Here is a 16466-nt window from a genome sequence, read left to right on the forward strand (position 1 = left end):
GGTCATCATCCTTAAATGCCGCGGCGCTCCCTCAAAGTCTATCCGTTCGGATTTCGCGATACCTGCTCAAGTATGGCCCGCAGACGCTGGGCCGAGGGGCGGTAGCCACCCATGGCCGAGTCCAGCCGCAACACTACGGCTGAGGCTTTCGACTGATCGGCCACACCCGCCAGACCGAGCGCGAAATAGGTCGACATGGCAAACCTTGCCTCAGGCGAGCCCTGCTTTTCCGCCTGCTGATACCAGTAGAAGGCGCGCGCATAGTCAGCGGGCACGCCCACCCCTTCGGAATACATAACCGCCAGTGCCAGTTGCGCCTGCGATGAGCCATTAATCGCCGCCAACTGAATGGCGCGCAGTTTTTCAGCATTGGTCATGCGTACCATTTCGGCGCGTCCGGTCGTGGCCTTGCCCAGAATGGCGCGAAGGCCGGTCAGGGTATCGGCGGGCACTTCGGACGGGCTGGAATAGAGCGTCTGGGTCAAGTCAAGATAGACGAGGGCGCGACCGACATGCACGAACGGCAGCTCTTCCATACGGATCAGGGCATAATCCTGCGCGTCGGAACGAATGCTTTCATCCGAATGGGGCACGCCGCCGCCGGGGGCTTCGGGTGGATAGAATTCATAGGGCGCCACCCAGCGTTTGGCCTTACCGACCACGAACGAGGCATAGTCCTTACGGTCACCGGCCGAGCGCTCAAAATCCTTCAGCAGGACATAGGCACCGACATCGCCGGTTTCGGTGGCTTTGTAGTTATAGAGATATGCATCGACATCTGAACGCTGGAACAGGCTGCGGACATTGCGGCGGCCATCGTCAGAATTGCGCATCATGGCGCGCACGGCTTCGCGGTTGTCGGCAGGCTCACCCATCGGGCCGTACTGCACATCATAAAGGCGGCCCAGCGTACGGAAACCATCGGCCCCCAGGGTCGATAATATATAGACGACACGGTCGCGAACCTTATCGCGCTCGCTCATGTCCATCATGGCCAGATTGCGATCCAGACGGCGATAGGCGCGCGCCCGCTCAAACGCCCGGCATTTGTCGTAGCGGGAGGCCAGCTTCCCGTCATTGGTCAGGATGCGGTTCATCGGCGCGTAGCCTTCCTGATTGGCCAGAGCCATCACCAGCCACACAGAACCTTCGATCGGATCTTCGAGGTTTTTATCGGTCGATTTTTCAGCCGCATAGCGATCAGCCAGTTCAAGCTGGGCGAAGAAATCGTTCTTGAACGCCGCCCGGCGAAAGTAACGGATCTCAAATTCCTGATCGTTGAAGCCTGCGTTTTGCATCAGGGCCGGACGCGGGCAGCTATAGCCGCCTTCGTCACCGGGCCCGCCGCGCCCCCACTTCCACCACGGGCGGTCGCAGCCACTTAAGGTCAGGCTGACGCACACGGCCATAAGAGACAGCGCGCCGACGCGTGACACTTTGCGCCACGTCGGGGTCTTCGTCTCCCTGTGCCCGGAGTTTGGAGCGTGTTTTTCGCCCGTCTCCGGTTGTGTCCCGTCAAATTTTGACATTAAAAATCGCCCCGACAGCGTCGGCTTAAAACATGGTTAACGAAACTTGTCGTGAGGATTGCTAAAACTGTCAAGCTAAGTTCCCCCCGAACGTAAGCATTTACAACAGGCGTTGCCGGATTGTCGCGGCTAAGCCAAAAGATGGTTGCGCGCACTTAAAAACGCCACCCCGGCGCGCGTATCAACCCGGTAACAATCATGCTCTAATGCACGAGAAAAGGCTAGGGGTAAAGTAGAAAAGCTTTAAACAATCCGTAGGGTTTGTGGTTAATCGGCCCTGAAATTCCCCTCACCGTTGAGTGTGACTGGCGCGTGACATCCGAATTCTTATATGAGGGGATATGTGTGAGTCGAGCGGGAGTTTAGTGACCATGACGACGGTTGTGTCAGGATTAAATGCGGCCAAAAAGGCTGCCATCTATGCCGAGGTTAAGCGCGATATTGAGGCTGTGCTTGACGGTGAACCTAACCTCACCGCGCGGATGGCGACCGTCAGTTGTTTGTTGGCTCAGGCGTTTGACTATTATTTCTGGACCGGATTTTATGTGGTCGATGAGGTCAAAAAGGCGCAAGGGCTGAACGAACTGGTCATCGGGCCGTATCAGGGCACGTTGGGCTGCCTGCGTATCGCTTACACGCGGGGCGTGTGCGGGGCGGCGGCGATGCAGCGTCAAACCATCATTGTCGACGATGTTCACGCCTTTCCGGGGCACATTGCCTGCGATTCGCGCTCCAATTCTGAAATCGTGGTGCCGGTGTTTGATGCGTCGGGCGAACTGATCGCGGTCTTTGATGTCGATTCGGAAGCGTATGCGTCGTTTGATGACACCGATAAGGCGGGACTTGAGGCCATTATGGCGTCGGTGTTTGCTGGTTTAAAGTTTTTAGCACTTTGACCAACCGGGGGACACGCCGCTGATACAGTAGCCCATAGCCTTTAATTTTGAGGCGATGACTTCTTTTTCGGCACAGGCGCTAATGGTGATTTCAGCACCATCAGCTCCACCTCTACAGTTTTCGTACTCTGGAAAATACGCCTTAATGAGCTCATCTGCTTTCTTGGCGTCAGCTTCTGATTGCTTTAAACGCGCAGTTTCTCTCGTTCGGTCAGCGGGAGTAAGAATGCGGTGTGCTGAATTTATCTCGGATGCTTCTTTTGGAATAAGAGCGTCTGGTGATGCCAAATAACCCGCTTTGGCATCGTCAAAAGCGGCTCCGATAATTGTGTTGGGAGAATACTGAAGACGGTCTATTACCTTACCGTTGATCATTTGCTTTATTACAATGCACTCTGTTTCGCAGGCCATTATATACCCGGCATTTTCAGGCTGAAGAATATGTAAACCGTCCCTGAAGCCCAAATATTTAAACCCGACAAAACCTGTTGAAGCTATCCCCGCTTTTTTATCTTCTTCTGTTAGAGCTTGCGGGTAAAGATATAATCCATTCTCTAGTGCTGCAAAATTATGCTCAGGGCTTTTTGTAGGTGAGGCGGTTGCCGCAGATTCATTGCTGTGTGTTGCGTTATCTTGGCTGCTTGGGGTTGATGAAGGCGAGCAAGCCGTCAGGAAGATAAAAGGTAATGCCCTTAAAAGCAGATGTTTCATCAGTCCTATATTTCCTAAATTGCAGATTCTTTATTTGATCTTTATCAACAATTTCATCCTATGCAATTGTCGAATGCAATTTTTACGTGAAGTGATTGAATGCGTTTAGTATGCTCTTGGTATGTTTTTGTTGGTTAACATTTCACGGTCTTGGGCATTAAGCCTTGAGATTTAACGGCCCCTCGGCTAAACCCGCCGCAATCATTCCTAACAGTTTTAAAAGGTGCCCATAGACATGGCGCAACAGTTCATTTTCCAGATGCAGGGGCTGACCAAGCACTTCCCCGGCGGCAAGAAAATCTTCGAGAACATCTGGCTGAGCTTCTATTCCGACGCCAAGATCGGCGTGGTCGGGGTCAACGGGTCGGGTAAGTCGACCCTGCTCAAGATCATGGCCGGTCTCGACAAAGAATTTTCCGGTGAGGCCAAGGCCGCCGACGGCACCAAGATGGGCTACCTGCAACAGGAACCGCATCTCGACGATTCCAAGACCGTCTGGGAAAACGTCATCGACTGGTGCGAAGAAAAGAAGATCTTTGATCGCTTCAACAAAGTCGCCGAGCAGATGGGCGAAGAATATACCGACGAACTTATGGAGGAAATGAACGCCCTTCAGGAAAAGATCGACGCCGGCGATCTGTGGGACATCGATTCGCGCATTGAAATGGCGATGGACGCCCTGCGTTGCCCGCCCAACGATTCGGGTGTGACCAAGCTGTCCGGCGGTGAAAAGCGCCGGGTAGCACTTGCCCGTCTGCTGCTGTCAAAGCCTGATATGCTTCTGCTGGACGAGCCTACCAACCACCTGGATGCGGAATCGGTCGCCTGGCTTCAGCACCACCTTGAGCAGTTTCCAGGCTGCGTGATCCTTGTCACCCACGACCGTTACTTCCTCAATCAGGTCACCAAGTGGACGCTGGAACTCGACCGCGGCAAGGGCGTGCCCCACGAAGGCAACTATTCAAGCTGGCTTGAGGCCAAGCAAAAGCGCGTGGTTCAGGAGCAATCGGAATCCGAAGCCCGTCAACGCGCCCTCACCAAGGAACTGGACTGGGTGCGCTCCGGCGCCAAGGCCCGTCAGGCCAAGTCCAAGGCCCGTCTGGCCGCCTATGACGACATGGTCCGCGAACAGGAAAATTCGCGTCAGGCGCAGTCGTTTGCCACCATCCAAATCCCGCCCGGCCCGCGCCTCGGCAACCTCGTGCTCGAAGTCACCGGCCTTCAGAAAGAATACGGCGATAAACTGCTGTTCAAGGATCTGACCTTCCGTTTGCCGCCCAACGGGATTGTTGGTGTTATCGGCCCGAACGGTGCCGGTAAATCGACCCTGTTCAAGCTGATCACCGGTGTTGAGCAACCCGATGCGGGTACGCTGAAACTCGGTGAAACCGTCAAACTGGCCTATGTCGATCAGAGCCGCGACGACCTCAATCCCGACCACACCGTCTGGCAGGCCATTTCCGGCGGCACCGATGTGATGATTGTCGGCAAGCGCGAAATCAACAGCCGGTCCTATGTCGGCGGCTTTAACTTCAAGGGCGGCGACCAGCAAAAGAAGGTCGGCCTGCTGTCCGGTGGTGAGCGCAACCGCGTCCACCTGGCCAAGACCCTGGCGTCCGGCGGCAATGTCATCCTGCTCGATGAGCCGACCAACGATCTGGATATCGAAACCTTGCAGGCCCTCGAAGAGGCGCTGGAAGAGTTCGCCGGCTGCGCCGTGGTCATCTCCCACGATCGCTGGTTCCTCGACCGTCTGGCGACCCACATCCTCGCGTTCGAGGGCGATTCACACGTCGAATGGTTCGAAGGCAACTTTGAAATGTACGAAGAAGACAAAAAGCGTCGTCTGGGTACGGACAGTCTGATCCCGCATCGGATCAAGTTCCAGAAGTTCGCTCGTTAACCCTACTGCGGCTGGCTGCAAAGAATCGTCTTTTTGCGCGCCTTTGCTCGTGTACCTAATGTACACGTAGCGTCAGGTGCTCAAAAGCCAGTCCTTTTCGCCACCCCGCAGCGGGTTACCGCGGACAGTGAATAATAGTCAAAACAGGCGGGGATGGCGACATCTTCGCCTGTTTTTGTTTCTCCTCCCTATCGAAGATGGGGAGGTGGCACGGAGCTTGGCGACGTGACGGAGGGGTAAGGTCAACTAATGTGTCTATCCCCCTCCGCCTCGACACGCGCAATGCGCGGCTCGGCACCTCCCCATCTTCGATAGGGAGGAGAAGGGTATCACACCGGCCTTAACACCGTCGCCGTCAATGCTGCCCGGTATGTGAAGCCCAGCGACTGATAAAGATCAATCGCCACCTGATTGTCGGCGTAGGTGTGCAGAAACGCGGTCTCTCCGCGCGCAAGGATACGGCGCGCGACAAGGCGCATCAGGCCCGCCGCATAGCCGCGTCCGCGAAAATCGGGGTGGGTGCACACACCGCTGACCTCGGAAAAGCCGTCAATTTTCATACGCTCACCGGCCATAGCGACCAGCCGCCCGTCATGCTTGATGCCGATGAAAGCCGACAGTTCGTGAGTGCGCTCAGCAAACGGGCCCGGTTGGGTGAGGCGCGCCAGAGCCAGCATCTCAGTGGCATCGGCGTGCGTTAGCTGACCCGCCTCAAAATCTTCCCCGCCCGGCGTGATGTGCGTGGCTATCATTTGGTGACACAAGGCGACCTTAACGACCTCGAACCCGGCAGGCGCCGAAATCGCCGCCCTTTCCAACACCCAGAACCCGTCCGGCCCCGGTGTCAAATCTGCCAAAGGCTCAGGCGATCCGTCAAAGCTGTCCGCAAACGGCCCAAACGCCGGATCAAGCTGCCGCGCGCGGTCATCGCCGTGCGCCAGGTGCGCCCAACCAGAGGTGAGGGCGCTCCATACCGGCCGGTCGAGGGGATGGGAAATCGTCATGCTACGTCATGGCGCGGACGGATAAAGCTGTCAATCGATGCGGTCACACCTCAAGGCAGGACTTGAAGAACGGAATAACATCACTCACGAACCGGCCGCGCGGGCCCCAGTGCTTATCTCCCCAGCCGCCGTTATATTCCTCGGCCTCATTGGGGATGCCGTATTCGTTGAGTTTTAAGGCGTAGGAATGATTGGAGTAGACATGGTCGATATTGCTGTCGGAGCGGCCCCAGTCCAGCTTAAAACCGCGCAGACCTTTAAGGTTTTGTGCCCCTGATGCGATTTGTCGTTCCAGGAAAAAGCTGTTCGTCAGCCGTTCGGTCAGGGCCGGGTCGATGATCAGTTCGCCGTTAACCCGACGCGCGGGCATGTCGATATAGAGCGGGCCTTTGGTCGGGTTGGGCAGGTGGGCCTGATAGATGGCGGTGAATATCTGCGAAAACGGATCGGCCTTGACGTCATTTAAGGATTTGGCCTGAGCCAGCAGGTCCCAGTTCGGACGGCCCTGCATGATATAAACGCCGTGACCTGTGCCGACCGGATGCATGGCGTAGACGGACCCAAACACGCCGCCATAACGGCCTGCGATACGAATGGCACCGTAACCGCCCATATGTGCGCCGGTCAGTCCGCGTGCGGAAGGCTCCGCTAATGTCCTGTAATTGGCGTCGATATAGGGCACAAGTTCCTGAACCAGAAAGTCTTCCCAATTGCCAGTGACTGATGAGTTGGTATAGATCGAATGGACGACGGGCGTGGAAAAATCAGCGCTGACCAGAATGACCTCGCCCATGTCACCGCGCTCAAAAGCGGTTTCCAAAAGGGTCTGAACGCCGTGCTGATCAAAGATGGTGCGGTGGTCTTCAAAAAAGGTATGCAGATAATAGATAACCGGATAGCGCTTACGACCAGTGCCATAGGACGGCGGGAGATAGACGCTTATGCGGCGATCCGGGCTTATACCGATCCGGTTGTGGGCAAAGTGTGCGGACGGCAGAACCGCATCCACCACCCGGCCTGATGGCGCGGCGCGGGCGGGTAAGGCGGCGGTCGCCATGACCATAGCCAGAGCGGCCCGGCGGGAATAGGGGCGGCAGAAATATGAGCGCATAAGCGGGCTTTCTTTTCAAGCAAGGCTCAAACAGACCGGCGAACGCAAATTTACAGGGAACTGACTACCTGTGGACGGTATGATCGGATTGGGGCGGCTTTAAGGCTTATAGAAGATAAACGCCGCGCCCGCCGCGATCAGGGTAAAGCCAATAACCGTCGTCCATTTTAGCGGCTCCCCCAGATACCAGACCGAAAACGCCACAAACACTGTCAGGGTAACGACTTCCTGAATGGTCTTGAGCTGCACGGCACTGAACGTGCCGTAGCCGATGCGGTTGGCGGGCACCATCAGGCAGTATTCAAAAAACGCGATCCCCCAACTGACCAGAATAACCACCCACAGCTTTTCAGTCTTGAACTTCAGGTGTCCGTACCACGCGAATGTCATAAAGATGTTTGAGGCGATCAGAAGGCCGATCGTAGTGACGCTGACGGGCAGGTTCGGCATGGGCAATCCTTTGGGTATATGGCGATGTTTGCCAATATCCGGCGGGGCCTGTCAATGATCGGTGATCCCGCGTAGGCGTGAAAGCGTAGGAAGTATATGCGACCAAACGCGTTCAATTTAATGACTTACGGTCTGCTGGCTCTGCCGGTGGCGTTTGCGGGTTTGCCGCTGTTTATCCATGCGCCGGACTACTACGCGACCGACCTTGGGGTGCCGCTGGCCGCGATGGGGGCAGTGTTGGTGGGGTTACGGCTGATCGATGCCGTGCAGGACCCGCTGATCGGGAGTTTAAGCGACCGGTTTCATGAGATGCGCCGGTTGATCGTCTTGGTCGGTGCGGTACTTTTGGGGGCGGGGTTCTGGATGCTGTTTCATCCCGTCGGTGAGCCGCTTTTGTGGATGGCCATTAGCATCCTGATCTGCACCACCGGCTTTTCGATGGTGGGCATCAATCTTCAGGCGATGGGCGGACTTTGGCAGGTTGACGGCTCTGAGCGCGTCAGGGTTGCCGGTGTGCGCGAAGGTTTGGGCCTGATTGGATTGTTGCTGGGGTCGGTGACGCCGACCGTGCTGGTGCGGTCGATGGACGCAGGCGCGGCGTTTCATTGGCTGTCAGTGCTGTGTCTGATCAGTTTGATCATCGGGGTTGCGGCGTTCTGGCAGTGGTCGGGTAGGGCGGCGATGGCGCGTCCAGCCAAGGTGGTGTCGCTCAACTATCTGGCACTCATGCGCGAACCTTGGGTGCGGCGGTTCACCCTGACCTATGGCCTGAGCAGTCTGGCCTCAGCCATACCGGCGGTGCTGATCATATTTTACGTCCGCGACCATTTGAATGCGCAAGACTTTACCGGCCTGTTTCTGATCCTTTATTTCATCAGCGGTGCCGCCACCATGCCGCTGTGGCAGCGCATTTCGACGCGGTTCGGTAAGGGACGAGCCTGGGGTCTGAGCATGGTTCTGGCCAGCCTGACCTTTGTGTGGGCGTTTTTTCTGCCGCCCGATGCGGTTATTATGTTTGCTGTGGTGTGCATATTGTCGGGGACTGCGTTCGGGGCTGATCTGGCCCTGCCGTCCGCCATCATTGCCGACCGGCTGGAGGCCAGCGGCCATGAAACGGCCGCCAGCCGGTATTATGCGCTGCTGGCGTTTTTATCAAAGCTGGCCCTGTCGCTGGCCACGGGTTTAAGCCTCCCTGCATTAGCCGCGTTCGGCTATCAGCCGGGCGTGGCCGACAGTGGTGGCTATCTGCCGCTATTTTACGCGCTCATACCCTGCGTCATCAAAGTCATGGCGGCCTTAAGTCTTCGCCTGAGCCCGCTATATCGACATTAGTAAATTTATAAAGATTAACGCGTATACGATTTAAGCTCTGAGTATCGGGGCAGGTCGCGGGCGCGACATGCGTGGCAAAAGGCCTGCACATGAGTGAAAATTATAAGGCGCAGAGAGACAGCTATATTGCCTATTCTCTGGCGGCGGCAGATCTTTTGATTGAGGTCGGTCTGGATCTGACCATCAAATCGGTCGTCGGTGCGGCCCGCACGCTTTTGGGGGCTGAGGGCGCTGCCCTCAAAGGCCGCTCGGTCATCGAACTGTTTCAGCCGCAGGATCAGGCTTTTCTGCAACGAAAACTGAAAGATACCACGAAAAAGGGTCGTATCGATCCGGTCGCGGTTTATCTGAGGGCCGACGGTAAGGCGGCTATGCTGGTCAATGTCGGGGCGTGCTTTATCCCGTCACGAGCCGACGAAATCCATCTGACCTTAAGCATCCTCAACAATGTTCGCCCTGATGCGCCGGATCAGGATGAGACCGGACTGGTGACGGCTGAGCGTTTTAACGAACTGGCGCTCGATATCATTCGCGCCGGGGCGTCAAAAGCCGCTGATCTCGACATGACCCTGATCAAGCTCAAAGGGCTGACCAAGGTGCGCACGACCCTGAGTGCCGATCAGCAGGCCCTGCTGATGCAGGAAATCGCCGGGGTGTTGCGGGCAAACTCTGTAGCGGGCCAGGGCGGGGCCTTGCCTGACGACAGCTTTGGCGTGTTGCGACCGGCCAGTGATCAGCACGCTGAGGCGCGCCTGATGGCCGAAATTGATGCCGTGGGGCAGGCGGCTGGGCTGGCCAGCGGAGCCCTTGGGCCCAAGATGATGTCGATCCATCTTAAGACCGGCAATCTGGATCACGCGGCGATCAAAAAGGCGCTGGCCTATATCACCCAAACCTTTGCCAAATCACCTGATCAGGTGCCGCCGACCATCGAAGCCAGTCTGGAAGCCGCCATGGAAGACACGGTGGCGGAGTTTTCATCGATTAAATCGGTGATCGACAATGGTGATTTTCAGATTTTCTATCAGCCGATTGTGCGGCTTTATGACCGCACGGTCCACCACCATGAGGCCCTGCTGCGCCTCAAGGATGGCCGTAATCTCTATGACACCATCAATTTTTCCGAACAGATTGGCCTGATCCACGATCTTGATCTGGCGGTGTGTCAAAAGGTGTTGTCGGCGGTGGGCGCGCAGGCTGACGCGGTTGTGGCGGTCAATATTTCCGGTCAGTCGATTGCCAGCCCGCAGTTCGGCCACGATTTCCGCAAACTGATCCAGCCGTACCGCAACCTTAACAAGCGCGTGATGTTTGAAATTACCGAAACCGGTGAGGTCAAGGATTTCGAGACGGCGCGCCGGTTCATTGCCTGGCTGCATCAGATGTCGTTCCGGGTGTGTCTGGATGACTTCGGATCAGGCGCGGCGTCTTATAATTATCTGCGCCATTTTGAGGTTGATTTCGTCAAGATCGACGGGCCATTTCTGCGCGAAGCGGTGAATGATAGCCGTCAGCGCGCCCTGATCCGCTCGATTGTGTCGCTCAGCCATGAACTGGGCTGTCAGGTTATCGGCGAAATGATCGAAAACGCTGAAATGGACGAAATGGCCCGCCAGCTTAGCATCGAGTTTGGGCAAGGCTACCTGTTTGGCCGCCCCAGTCCGGATTTATCGAGTGCGGCGGTTTCCGCTGTCACGGCCCGCCGCAAGGGCGTCACCGAAAGCTGGAGTTAGCCCTAGGACGGGTTGACGCTAAGGCGCTGAACATCGCGCAGGGCGTTGTCGGCCATGGCCTTGAGTCCGGCATGACCCGGCATTTGGGCGGATAACTCCGAAAAGACCTCATAGGCTTTGCGATACATCGGTGCGGCCTTATGGTGCTCGCCCTGAATTTCACGGATCTGCGCCAGACGGGCCAGAGCCATCGCCTGACCGGAACGCACCTGAATATTGCCCGGATCAAGATAGGCCAGGCTTTCGTTGATCAGGCTCAGTTCCTCAAACGCCGTCGCCGCCGTCGTAAGGTCACCGACCTTGAACTTGATATCGGCATATTGGGTCAACAGGCCTGAGCGGGTTTGCGGGTCGCTGACCACGGCCAGTGCTCGGCCAATGACGGGGGCCAAGGCGTCGGTCCGGCCATCCATCTGATAGCGGCGGGCCAGATAGAGATGCACATTGGCATCGGACGGATCAAGCTCGGACACCTGCTCATAGGCCAGCATGGCCTTGGGGTCGTCGCGGCCCATATGCAGGGCGCCGTAAATCCGCCACAGCTCCGCCGAATGGGCAAAGGCGCCGGCGTTCATCAGTTCATTGGCGATGGTCTGTAAGCGGCTGGCGGCGGCGGACAAATCTCCGCACGCAATCAGGTCAAAGACGTCGCGGGTCTTTGGGGATTTGTCATAATAGAGATAGCTGAGGCGCACCGACAATTCTTCGGCGGCGATCGGGCGGGTCGCGTCGGGCCACACGGACAGGGCGGTTGAGACCGCCTGACCGATTTCCTGCTCAGGCGTCAGCGCCGGGATGACGGGTGCCGGTTCCGGCGCGATTTCGGCTTCGACCGGCGCAAGCAAGGGGTGCGGTTCCACCATGATCGGCGCGGCGACGGCGGGTGCATAAGCATCATGGGCGGCGGGCGCAATGGGGGCCTGTGCAGGTGCCTCTGTCAATATCTCTGGGGCCGCAGGCGTTTCTATAAAGCGCATGGCCGAGGAAATGACCGCGTTGATATCGCTTTCGGGCAGTTCCCGCACTGAGGTTTCCGGCGTATCAGCCAGAAGGGCGGCTTCGATCGGGTCAGCAATTGTTTCAGCCATGGCCATAGGCGCGGCGGCTGGCTCTGGTTCGGTCAGGGGCTCACTGTAAACGGCGGCGGCAGGCTGAGGCTCTGCCGGACGCAGGGGAATGACCTCGGCCATCGGCGGGGCGGCCACCGCCACAGTCTCTGCGCTACGGTCGGATGACGACGGTGTGGAAATTCTCAACCCATGCTCCGGCGACAGGACATCGGTAGTTGCGGGCGTGGCCGCAGGGCGCGGCACATCGGCCGGACGGCGCAGGGAGGTAGCGTCCAGATGGGGCTTGGGCAGGCCAAAGGCATCGGCGGCATTGTCACCATAATGCGGGATCAACTCATGGCTGGAAGGCGCGGTCTGAGGAGCCTGGGATTGCGACAGGCCCGCCTGTGTTGTGGCGGGCGGGGCTTCAAACCGCAATGAGGCGCGGTTGCGGTTCGTCTGTTCAGGCGTATCTGCACTCAGATAATGGACGCTGGCGGTCTTGAGCCCTTCGGCGTGAATTTGAAGCTGGTCTTCGGGGATGGCCAGATCAAAGTCATCACTGGCAATTGCGGACTGTGATGACGTGATTTTTGGGCGGCGGGATACCGGCGCGGTCAGACGAAACAGGCAGCCGATGATGCCGATCAGAATGATGACGGCACCGATAAGCAATACGCCCGACGGAACGGTTTCGATGCGGGCCCAGCTTATCCAGTCCTCAGCCGGGCCACCCAGAGGCGCGTCGGCAATGAACATGGCCCCGGCGCACATCAAAAGCCCGGTCAGTATCAAAACTATAAAGCCGGTCAAAGGCTGGCGGTGGCGAGACTTTGAGGCCGTCATGACTTTGTCTGCGACCTTTGCTGAATCCGTCTCAGGCAGATGTTCGCCGTCTAAGGTTTCACCCATGTCCATATTGCTCACGTTTGCCCCCATAACCGGCCGCTAGAACCTGATTACCCACAGCCTTGAGTTAAGCCTAAGCTTGGGCATCTGGCAATCGTATTGAAATCAATATGTCTCAAAAAGAAGCGCCATGACGCCCGTCGGGGCTAAATGTGCAACTTTTTGGCCACCCGCAGGCTGATCCCCTGCCGTGGCTTTCCCCGGCTTGCCTCCACCTGCTTGCCCCCGACTTGCCCCGACTTGCTATGTGTGTTTGTTAACTATAGCTTATAAAGGTTTTGCGACATCTTAAATGGGAAGGAGGGGGTGTGACCGTAACCGTTGATCAGTTTCTTAATGCCGCTCTTGACCGTGAGACGGATGCACAGACCGCAACACGGGCCTGCCGCACCTATTTCGATCTGGTGCGCGATCATGCCTTTTTTCAGCGCACCTTGACCCAGCGCGAACGGGCCCGCGGCGATATGGCGGCTGAGGACGAAGCCTGGCTCAAAGCCAGGGCCGCACTGGCGCAGGTTGAGGTCAATCTGAGGGAAATTGAGCAGGCCTACGGGCTACCGCCTTCGGTTTAGGCGCTGGCGTTAACCATTGTTCGGTTGCGCGGGCGCAGAAGACCTGTTTTATATCGAACATATGAAGAACACGATTCGGATCATCGGACTTGATCCCGGTCTGCGCAGGCTGGGGTGGGGCGTTATCGACGTTGAGGGCGCGCGCCTGTCGTGGGTCGGGCACGGGGTTATTACGCCGGATGAAAAGCAGGCCTTGTCAGACCGCCTGCTGGATTTGTTTGAGGGGCTGACGCAGGTGATTGAAACCTATCACCCTGATGAAGCGGCGATCGAAGAAACCTTTGTGAATATGAACCCGGCCTCGACCCTTAAGCTGGGCCATGCGCGGGCGGCGGCGATGCTGGCCCCGGCAAAGCTGGGTTTGAGCGTGGCGGAATACGCAGCCCTTGATGTCAAAAAATCGGTGGTGGGGGCAGGGCGCGCCGATAAGGATCAGGTTCTGTTCATGGTCAAACGTCTGCTGCCGCGCGCCGGTGCTGAGGCAACGCTTACGGCCGACATGGCCGATGCGCTGGCGGTGGCGATCACCCATGCCCATAAGCGCAAGATGGCTATGCTGAAAAGGAACTCGCCCTCGAGGAGCGAAGCGTTAGGGCAAATAAAAGCGAAGCGGAGCGTAGCATGATCGGGCGTTTGCGGGGCCTTGTTTTGGAGTTGAGCGACGAAGATGCGCTGATTGAGGTTGGCGGCGTCGGCTATATCGTCCGCTGCGGGGTGCGCACGCTGGCCAATATGCCAGAACTGGGGGCTGAGGTCATCGTCCACATCGAAAGCGTTACCCGCGAAGACGGTACGCGCCTGTTCGGGTTTCTCACCAAGGATGAACGGCAGGCCTTTGTTAGCTTACAAGGGGTGCAGGGCGTGGGGCCGAAAGCCGCTTTAGCGGTGCTTGATATCATGACGCCGATGGAACTGGCGCAGGCGGTGGCGTCCGATGATAAAACCAAGGTCGGTCGGGCGTCGGGTGTGGGTCCAAAATTGGCGCAACGCATTGTTATTGAACTTAAAGGTAAGCCGTTGACCGCCGCCGGCGTGTTTGAGCCGATTGGCTATAGTCCGGCGGCGGTGGTGACGACGGTTAAGCCGTCCGTGAATGGCGAAAGTGTTGCGGCCCTGATGGGACTCGGTATGTCTGAACAGCAGTCACGACAGGCGGTCGATGTGGCGCTAAAAGATCTGGGGCCGGAAGCGGAACTGGCGGCGGTGATCCGTGCCTCGCTTAAGGCGCTGGGGCGATAGAGAGTATGCGACATGAGTAGATTGATCTCAGGCGAGCGGCAGGATGATGAGCACGGATCGCTGACCAGCGAACTGGGCATTGATCGCGCCTTACGTCCGCAAACCTTTGATGATTTTGTGGGTCAGGCCCCGCTTAAGGCCAATCTCAAGGTGTTTGTGGCCGCCGCCGCCGCCCGCCGCGAATCCCTTGACCATGTGCTGTTTTATGGCCCGCCGGGGCTGGGCAAGACGACGCTAGCGCAAATCGTCGCCAAGGAACTGGGGGTTGGGTTTCGCGCCACCTCCGGGCCAATGCTGGCGAAAGCGGGCGATCTGGCGGCGATCCTGTCCAATCTTGAACCCAATGATGTGCTGTTTATCGACGAAATCCACCGGCTCAATCCGGCTGTCGAGGAAATCCTCTATCCCGCGATGGAAGACTATGTGCTCGATCTGATCATCGGGGATGGGCCCGCCGCGCGAACCGTGCGCATTGACCTGGCGCCCTTCACATTGGTCGGGGCCACCACACGGGCGGGATTGCTGTCGCAGCCTCTGCGCGACCGGTTTGGCATTCCCCTGCGTCTTGAGTTCTATACCCCCGAAGAACTGACGCGGGTGGTGATCGGGGCGGCGCGTAAACTGGGTACGCCCGTCAGCGAAGACGGCGCCACGGAAATCGCCTCACGCGCGCGGGGGACGCCGCGGGTGGCGGGGCGGTTGCTGCGGCGGGTACGTGACTTTGCGACAGCAGACGGTGCGACCACAATCGACAAAAAAGCGGCGTCAAAAGCTCTGGCGCGGCTTGAGGTCGATCAGGTCGGTCTTGACCATTCCGACCGCCGTTATCTGCGGGCGCTGATTGAGAACTACTCCGGCGGGCCGGTGGGACTGGAGACCATCGCCGCGGCCATTGCCGAAGCCCGCGATGCGGTTGAGGATATGATCGAGCCTTACCTGTTGCAGCAGGGCTTTATTCAGCGCACGCCGCGCGGACGTATGGCCTGTGCGCGCGCCTATCTGCATCTGGGCCTTAATCCGCCAGCGGCAATACCCCCTACGGGCGATCTGTTTGACGGGTAATATGTGCTTTACGGGCGCCGCAACTGTGCGTTGCTAATGACTACGTTGAATTTTGGGCGACAGCGCTTCCCTATAGTTAAATAAGTCTTTACGAATCGTGACCGGACGCGCAAGGTTTTCATATTGCGTTGCGGCAGAGGTAGCTTATTATTGGTATGGGCGGTGTGACCAGCGTGTCGGGCATAATTGTGTGTGTGACCTGAGCGCTTTTTGCGTAGGTGGGCTATGAAAGATATCGATTTTCTGGTCGAGGGCGCGTTATCGGGCTTTATCGATGGCCGTACCCATAGCTTGCCGATTCGTGTCTATTACGAAGACACTGATTTTTCCGGCGTCGTTTACTATGCCAATTACCTGAAATATTTTGAGCGCGGCCGTTCCGACTTTATGCGCCTGTTGAATATTCCGCACTCTGATCTGGCCGCGCGCGAAGACCCGCTGGCCTTTGCGGTGGCGGAAATCAACGTCAAATACCATGCCCCGGCCAAGATCGACGATGTCCTGTGGGTGCGCAGTGAGATCGACGGCTCACAAGGGGCGCGCTTTAACCTGACCCAGCGCATTGAGTGTAAGGGTAAGGTTCTGTGCGTCGGCAAGCTGCAACTGGTGTGCATCGACATGGCGTCGCGTCCGCGCCGTCTGCCCAAGTCGCTGCTTGAGATCGTGCGTGAGAAGTTTCTGCCGGAAAATAAGCCGCAGACCCTAACGCCTGAAAAAGCGGTGACGGTTGAGGCGGCCCATCCCGGCAATAATCTGCTGGTATAGTTTGCGGCTAAAACAGGCTTTATCGGGGCACGTATTGACACCTGATGGCGAACGCCAATAGCCGTGATCCGTTGCGGATAGTTGCGGCATCACTGCACTTTCCCCGAAAATTATAAACTTAATTAACCTTGCCATAGAATTGTCATCACTCTTGAGGCAAGGTGCCGAAACATTTTAATAACGTGCGAATGGCCGTTCGTG

At 57.5% G+C, this 16466-nt stretch carries 15 protein-coding genes; 9 read left to right on the forward strand and 6 right to left on the reverse strand.

Annotated features, from left to right (window positions below):
• Window positions 1–38 precede the first annotated feature (38 nt).
• Window positions 39–1529: a tetratricopeptide repeat protein gene (locus IE102_RS07085; RefSeq protein ID WP_189485694.1), complete on the reverse strand. Its 1491-nt coding sequence runs from the start codon at window positions 1527–1529 to the stop codon at window positions 39–41.
• Between the two features lie 371 nt (window positions 1530–1900).
• On the opposite strand from IE102_RS07085, the gene msrC reads away from it, so the two are divergent.
• Window positions 1901–2425, forward strand: coding sequence for a free L-methionine (R)-S-oxide reductase MsrC (gene msrC, locus IE102_RS07090; RefSeq protein ID WP_189485695.1), 525 nt, complete (start codon window positions 1901–1903; stop codon window positions 2423–2425).
• On the opposite strand, the gene IE102_RS07095 is transcribed toward msrC, so the two are convergent.
• Window positions 2414–3136 (reverse strand): hypothetical protein, encoded by a 723-nt coding sequence (locus tag IE102_RS07095; protein ID WP_189485696.1) that lies wholly within the window; start codon window positions 3134–3136, stop codon window positions 2414–2416. The genes msrC and IE102_RS07095 overlap by 12 nt on opposite strands.
• 235 nt (window positions 3137–3371) lie before the next feature.
• Between IE102_RS07095 and ettA the strand changes: the two genes are divergently transcribed.
• Window positions 3372–5039, forward strand: coding sequence for an energy-dependent translational throttle protein EttA (gene ettA, locus IE102_RS07100; protein ID WP_189485697.1), 1668 nt, complete (start codon window positions 3372–3374; stop codon window positions 5037–5039).
• A 329-nt stretch (window positions 5040–5368) separates the two neighbouring features.
• Here the strand turns inward: ettA and IE102_RS07105 are convergent, their stop codons facing one another.
• The 3 genes from IE102_RS07105 to IE102_RS07115 form a co-directional block, all read right to left on the reverse strand.
• Complete coding sequence (locus tag IE102_RS07105) at window positions 5369–6043, reverse strand: GNAT family N-acetyltransferase (RefSeq protein ID WP_189485698.1); 675 nt, start codon at window positions 6041–6043, stop codon at window positions 5369–5371.
• 43 nt (window positions 6044–6086) lie between these two features.
• A complete protein-coding gene (locus IE102_RS07110; protein WP_189485699.1) occupies window positions 6087–7154 on the reverse strand; it encodes an alpha/beta hydrolase-fold protein in 1068 nt (355 codons plus the stop codon).
• A 99-nt stretch (window positions 7155–7253) separates the two neighbouring features.
• A complete protein-coding gene (locus tag IE102_RS07115) occupies window positions 7254–7604 on the reverse strand; it encodes a DMT family protein (RefSeq protein ID WP_189485700.1) in 351 nt (116 codons plus the stop codon).
• A gap of 96 nt (window positions 7605–7700) precedes the next feature.
• On the opposite strand from IE102_RS07115, the gene IE102_RS07120 reads away from it, so the two are divergent.
• Both IE102_RS07120 and IE102_RS07125 read left to right on the forward strand, forming a co-directional pair.
• Window positions 7701–8936 (forward strand): MFS transporter, encoded by a 1236-nt coding sequence (locus tag IE102_RS07120; protein WP_189485701.1) that lies wholly within the window; start codon window positions 7701–7703, stop codon window positions 8934–8936.
• Window positions 8937–9025: 89 nt separating this feature from the next.
• Entirely contained in the window at window positions 9026–10669 is a 1644-nt protein-coding gene (locus IE102_RS07125) for an EAL domain-containing protein (RefSeq protein WP_189485702.1), read from the forward strand.
• 2 nt (window positions 10670–10671) lie between these two features.
• On the opposite strand, the gene IE102_RS07130 is transcribed toward IE102_RS07125, so the two are convergent.
• Complete coding sequence (locus tag IE102_RS07130) at window positions 10672–12645, reverse strand: tetratricopeptide repeat protein (RefSeq protein ID WP_189485703.1); 1974 nt, start codon at window positions 12643–12645, stop codon at window positions 10672–10674.
• 290 nt (window positions 12646–12935) lie between these two features.
• Here IE102_RS07130 and IE102_RS07135 point away from each other — a divergent pair, with 290 nt between their 5' ends.
• The 5 genes from IE102_RS07135 to IE102_RS07155 all read left to right on the forward strand — a co-directional run bounded on the left by IE102_RS07135 (window position 12936) and on the right by IE102_RS07155 (window position 16265).
• Window positions 12936–13199, forward strand: a complete 264-nt coding sequence (locus IE102_RS07135; protein ID WP_189485704.1) for a hypothetical protein — start codon at window positions 12936–12938, stop codon at window positions 13197–13199.
• A 61-nt stretch (window positions 13200–13260) separates the two neighbouring features.
• On the forward strand, window positions 13261–13824 hold the full coding sequence (ruvC, locus tag IE102_RS07140) for a crossover junction endodeoxyribonuclease RuvC (protein WP_189485705.1): 564 nt from the start codon (window positions 13261–13263) through the stop codon (window positions 13822–13824).
• The gene (gene ruvA / locus IE102_RS07145) at window positions 13821–14438 is read left to right on the forward strand and encodes a Holliday junction branch migration protein RuvA (RefSeq protein WP_189485706.1); all 618 of its coding nucleotides are present in this window, start codon (window positions 13821–13823) and stop codon (window positions 14436–14438) included. Before ruvC ends, ruvA begins: the two co-directional genes overlap by 4 nt.
• A gap of 12 nt (window positions 14439–14450) precedes the next feature.
• On the forward strand, window positions 14451–15500 hold the full coding sequence (ruvB, locus tag IE102_RS07150) for a Holliday junction branch migration DNA helicase RuvB (RefSeq protein ID WP_189485707.1): 1050 nt from the start codon (window positions 14451–14453) through the stop codon (window positions 15498–15500).
• Between the two features lie 225 nt (window positions 15501–15725).
• Window positions 15726–16265 carry a YbgC/FadM family acyl-CoA thioesterase gene (locus IE102_RS07155; RefSeq protein ID WP_189485708.1) on the forward strand — a complete coding sequence of 180 codons (540 nt, stop codon included), beginning with the start codon at window positions 15726–15728 and terminating at the stop codon, window positions 16263–16265.
• Window positions 16266–16466: the final 201 nt, after the last annotated feature.

It is taken from the genome of Asticcacaulis endophyticus (assembly GCF_014652575.1).
In the GTDB taxonomy this organism is placed as follows: Bacteria; Pseudomonadota; Alphaproteobacteria; order Caulobacterales; family Caulobacteraceae; genus Asticcacaulis; species Asticcacaulis endophyticus.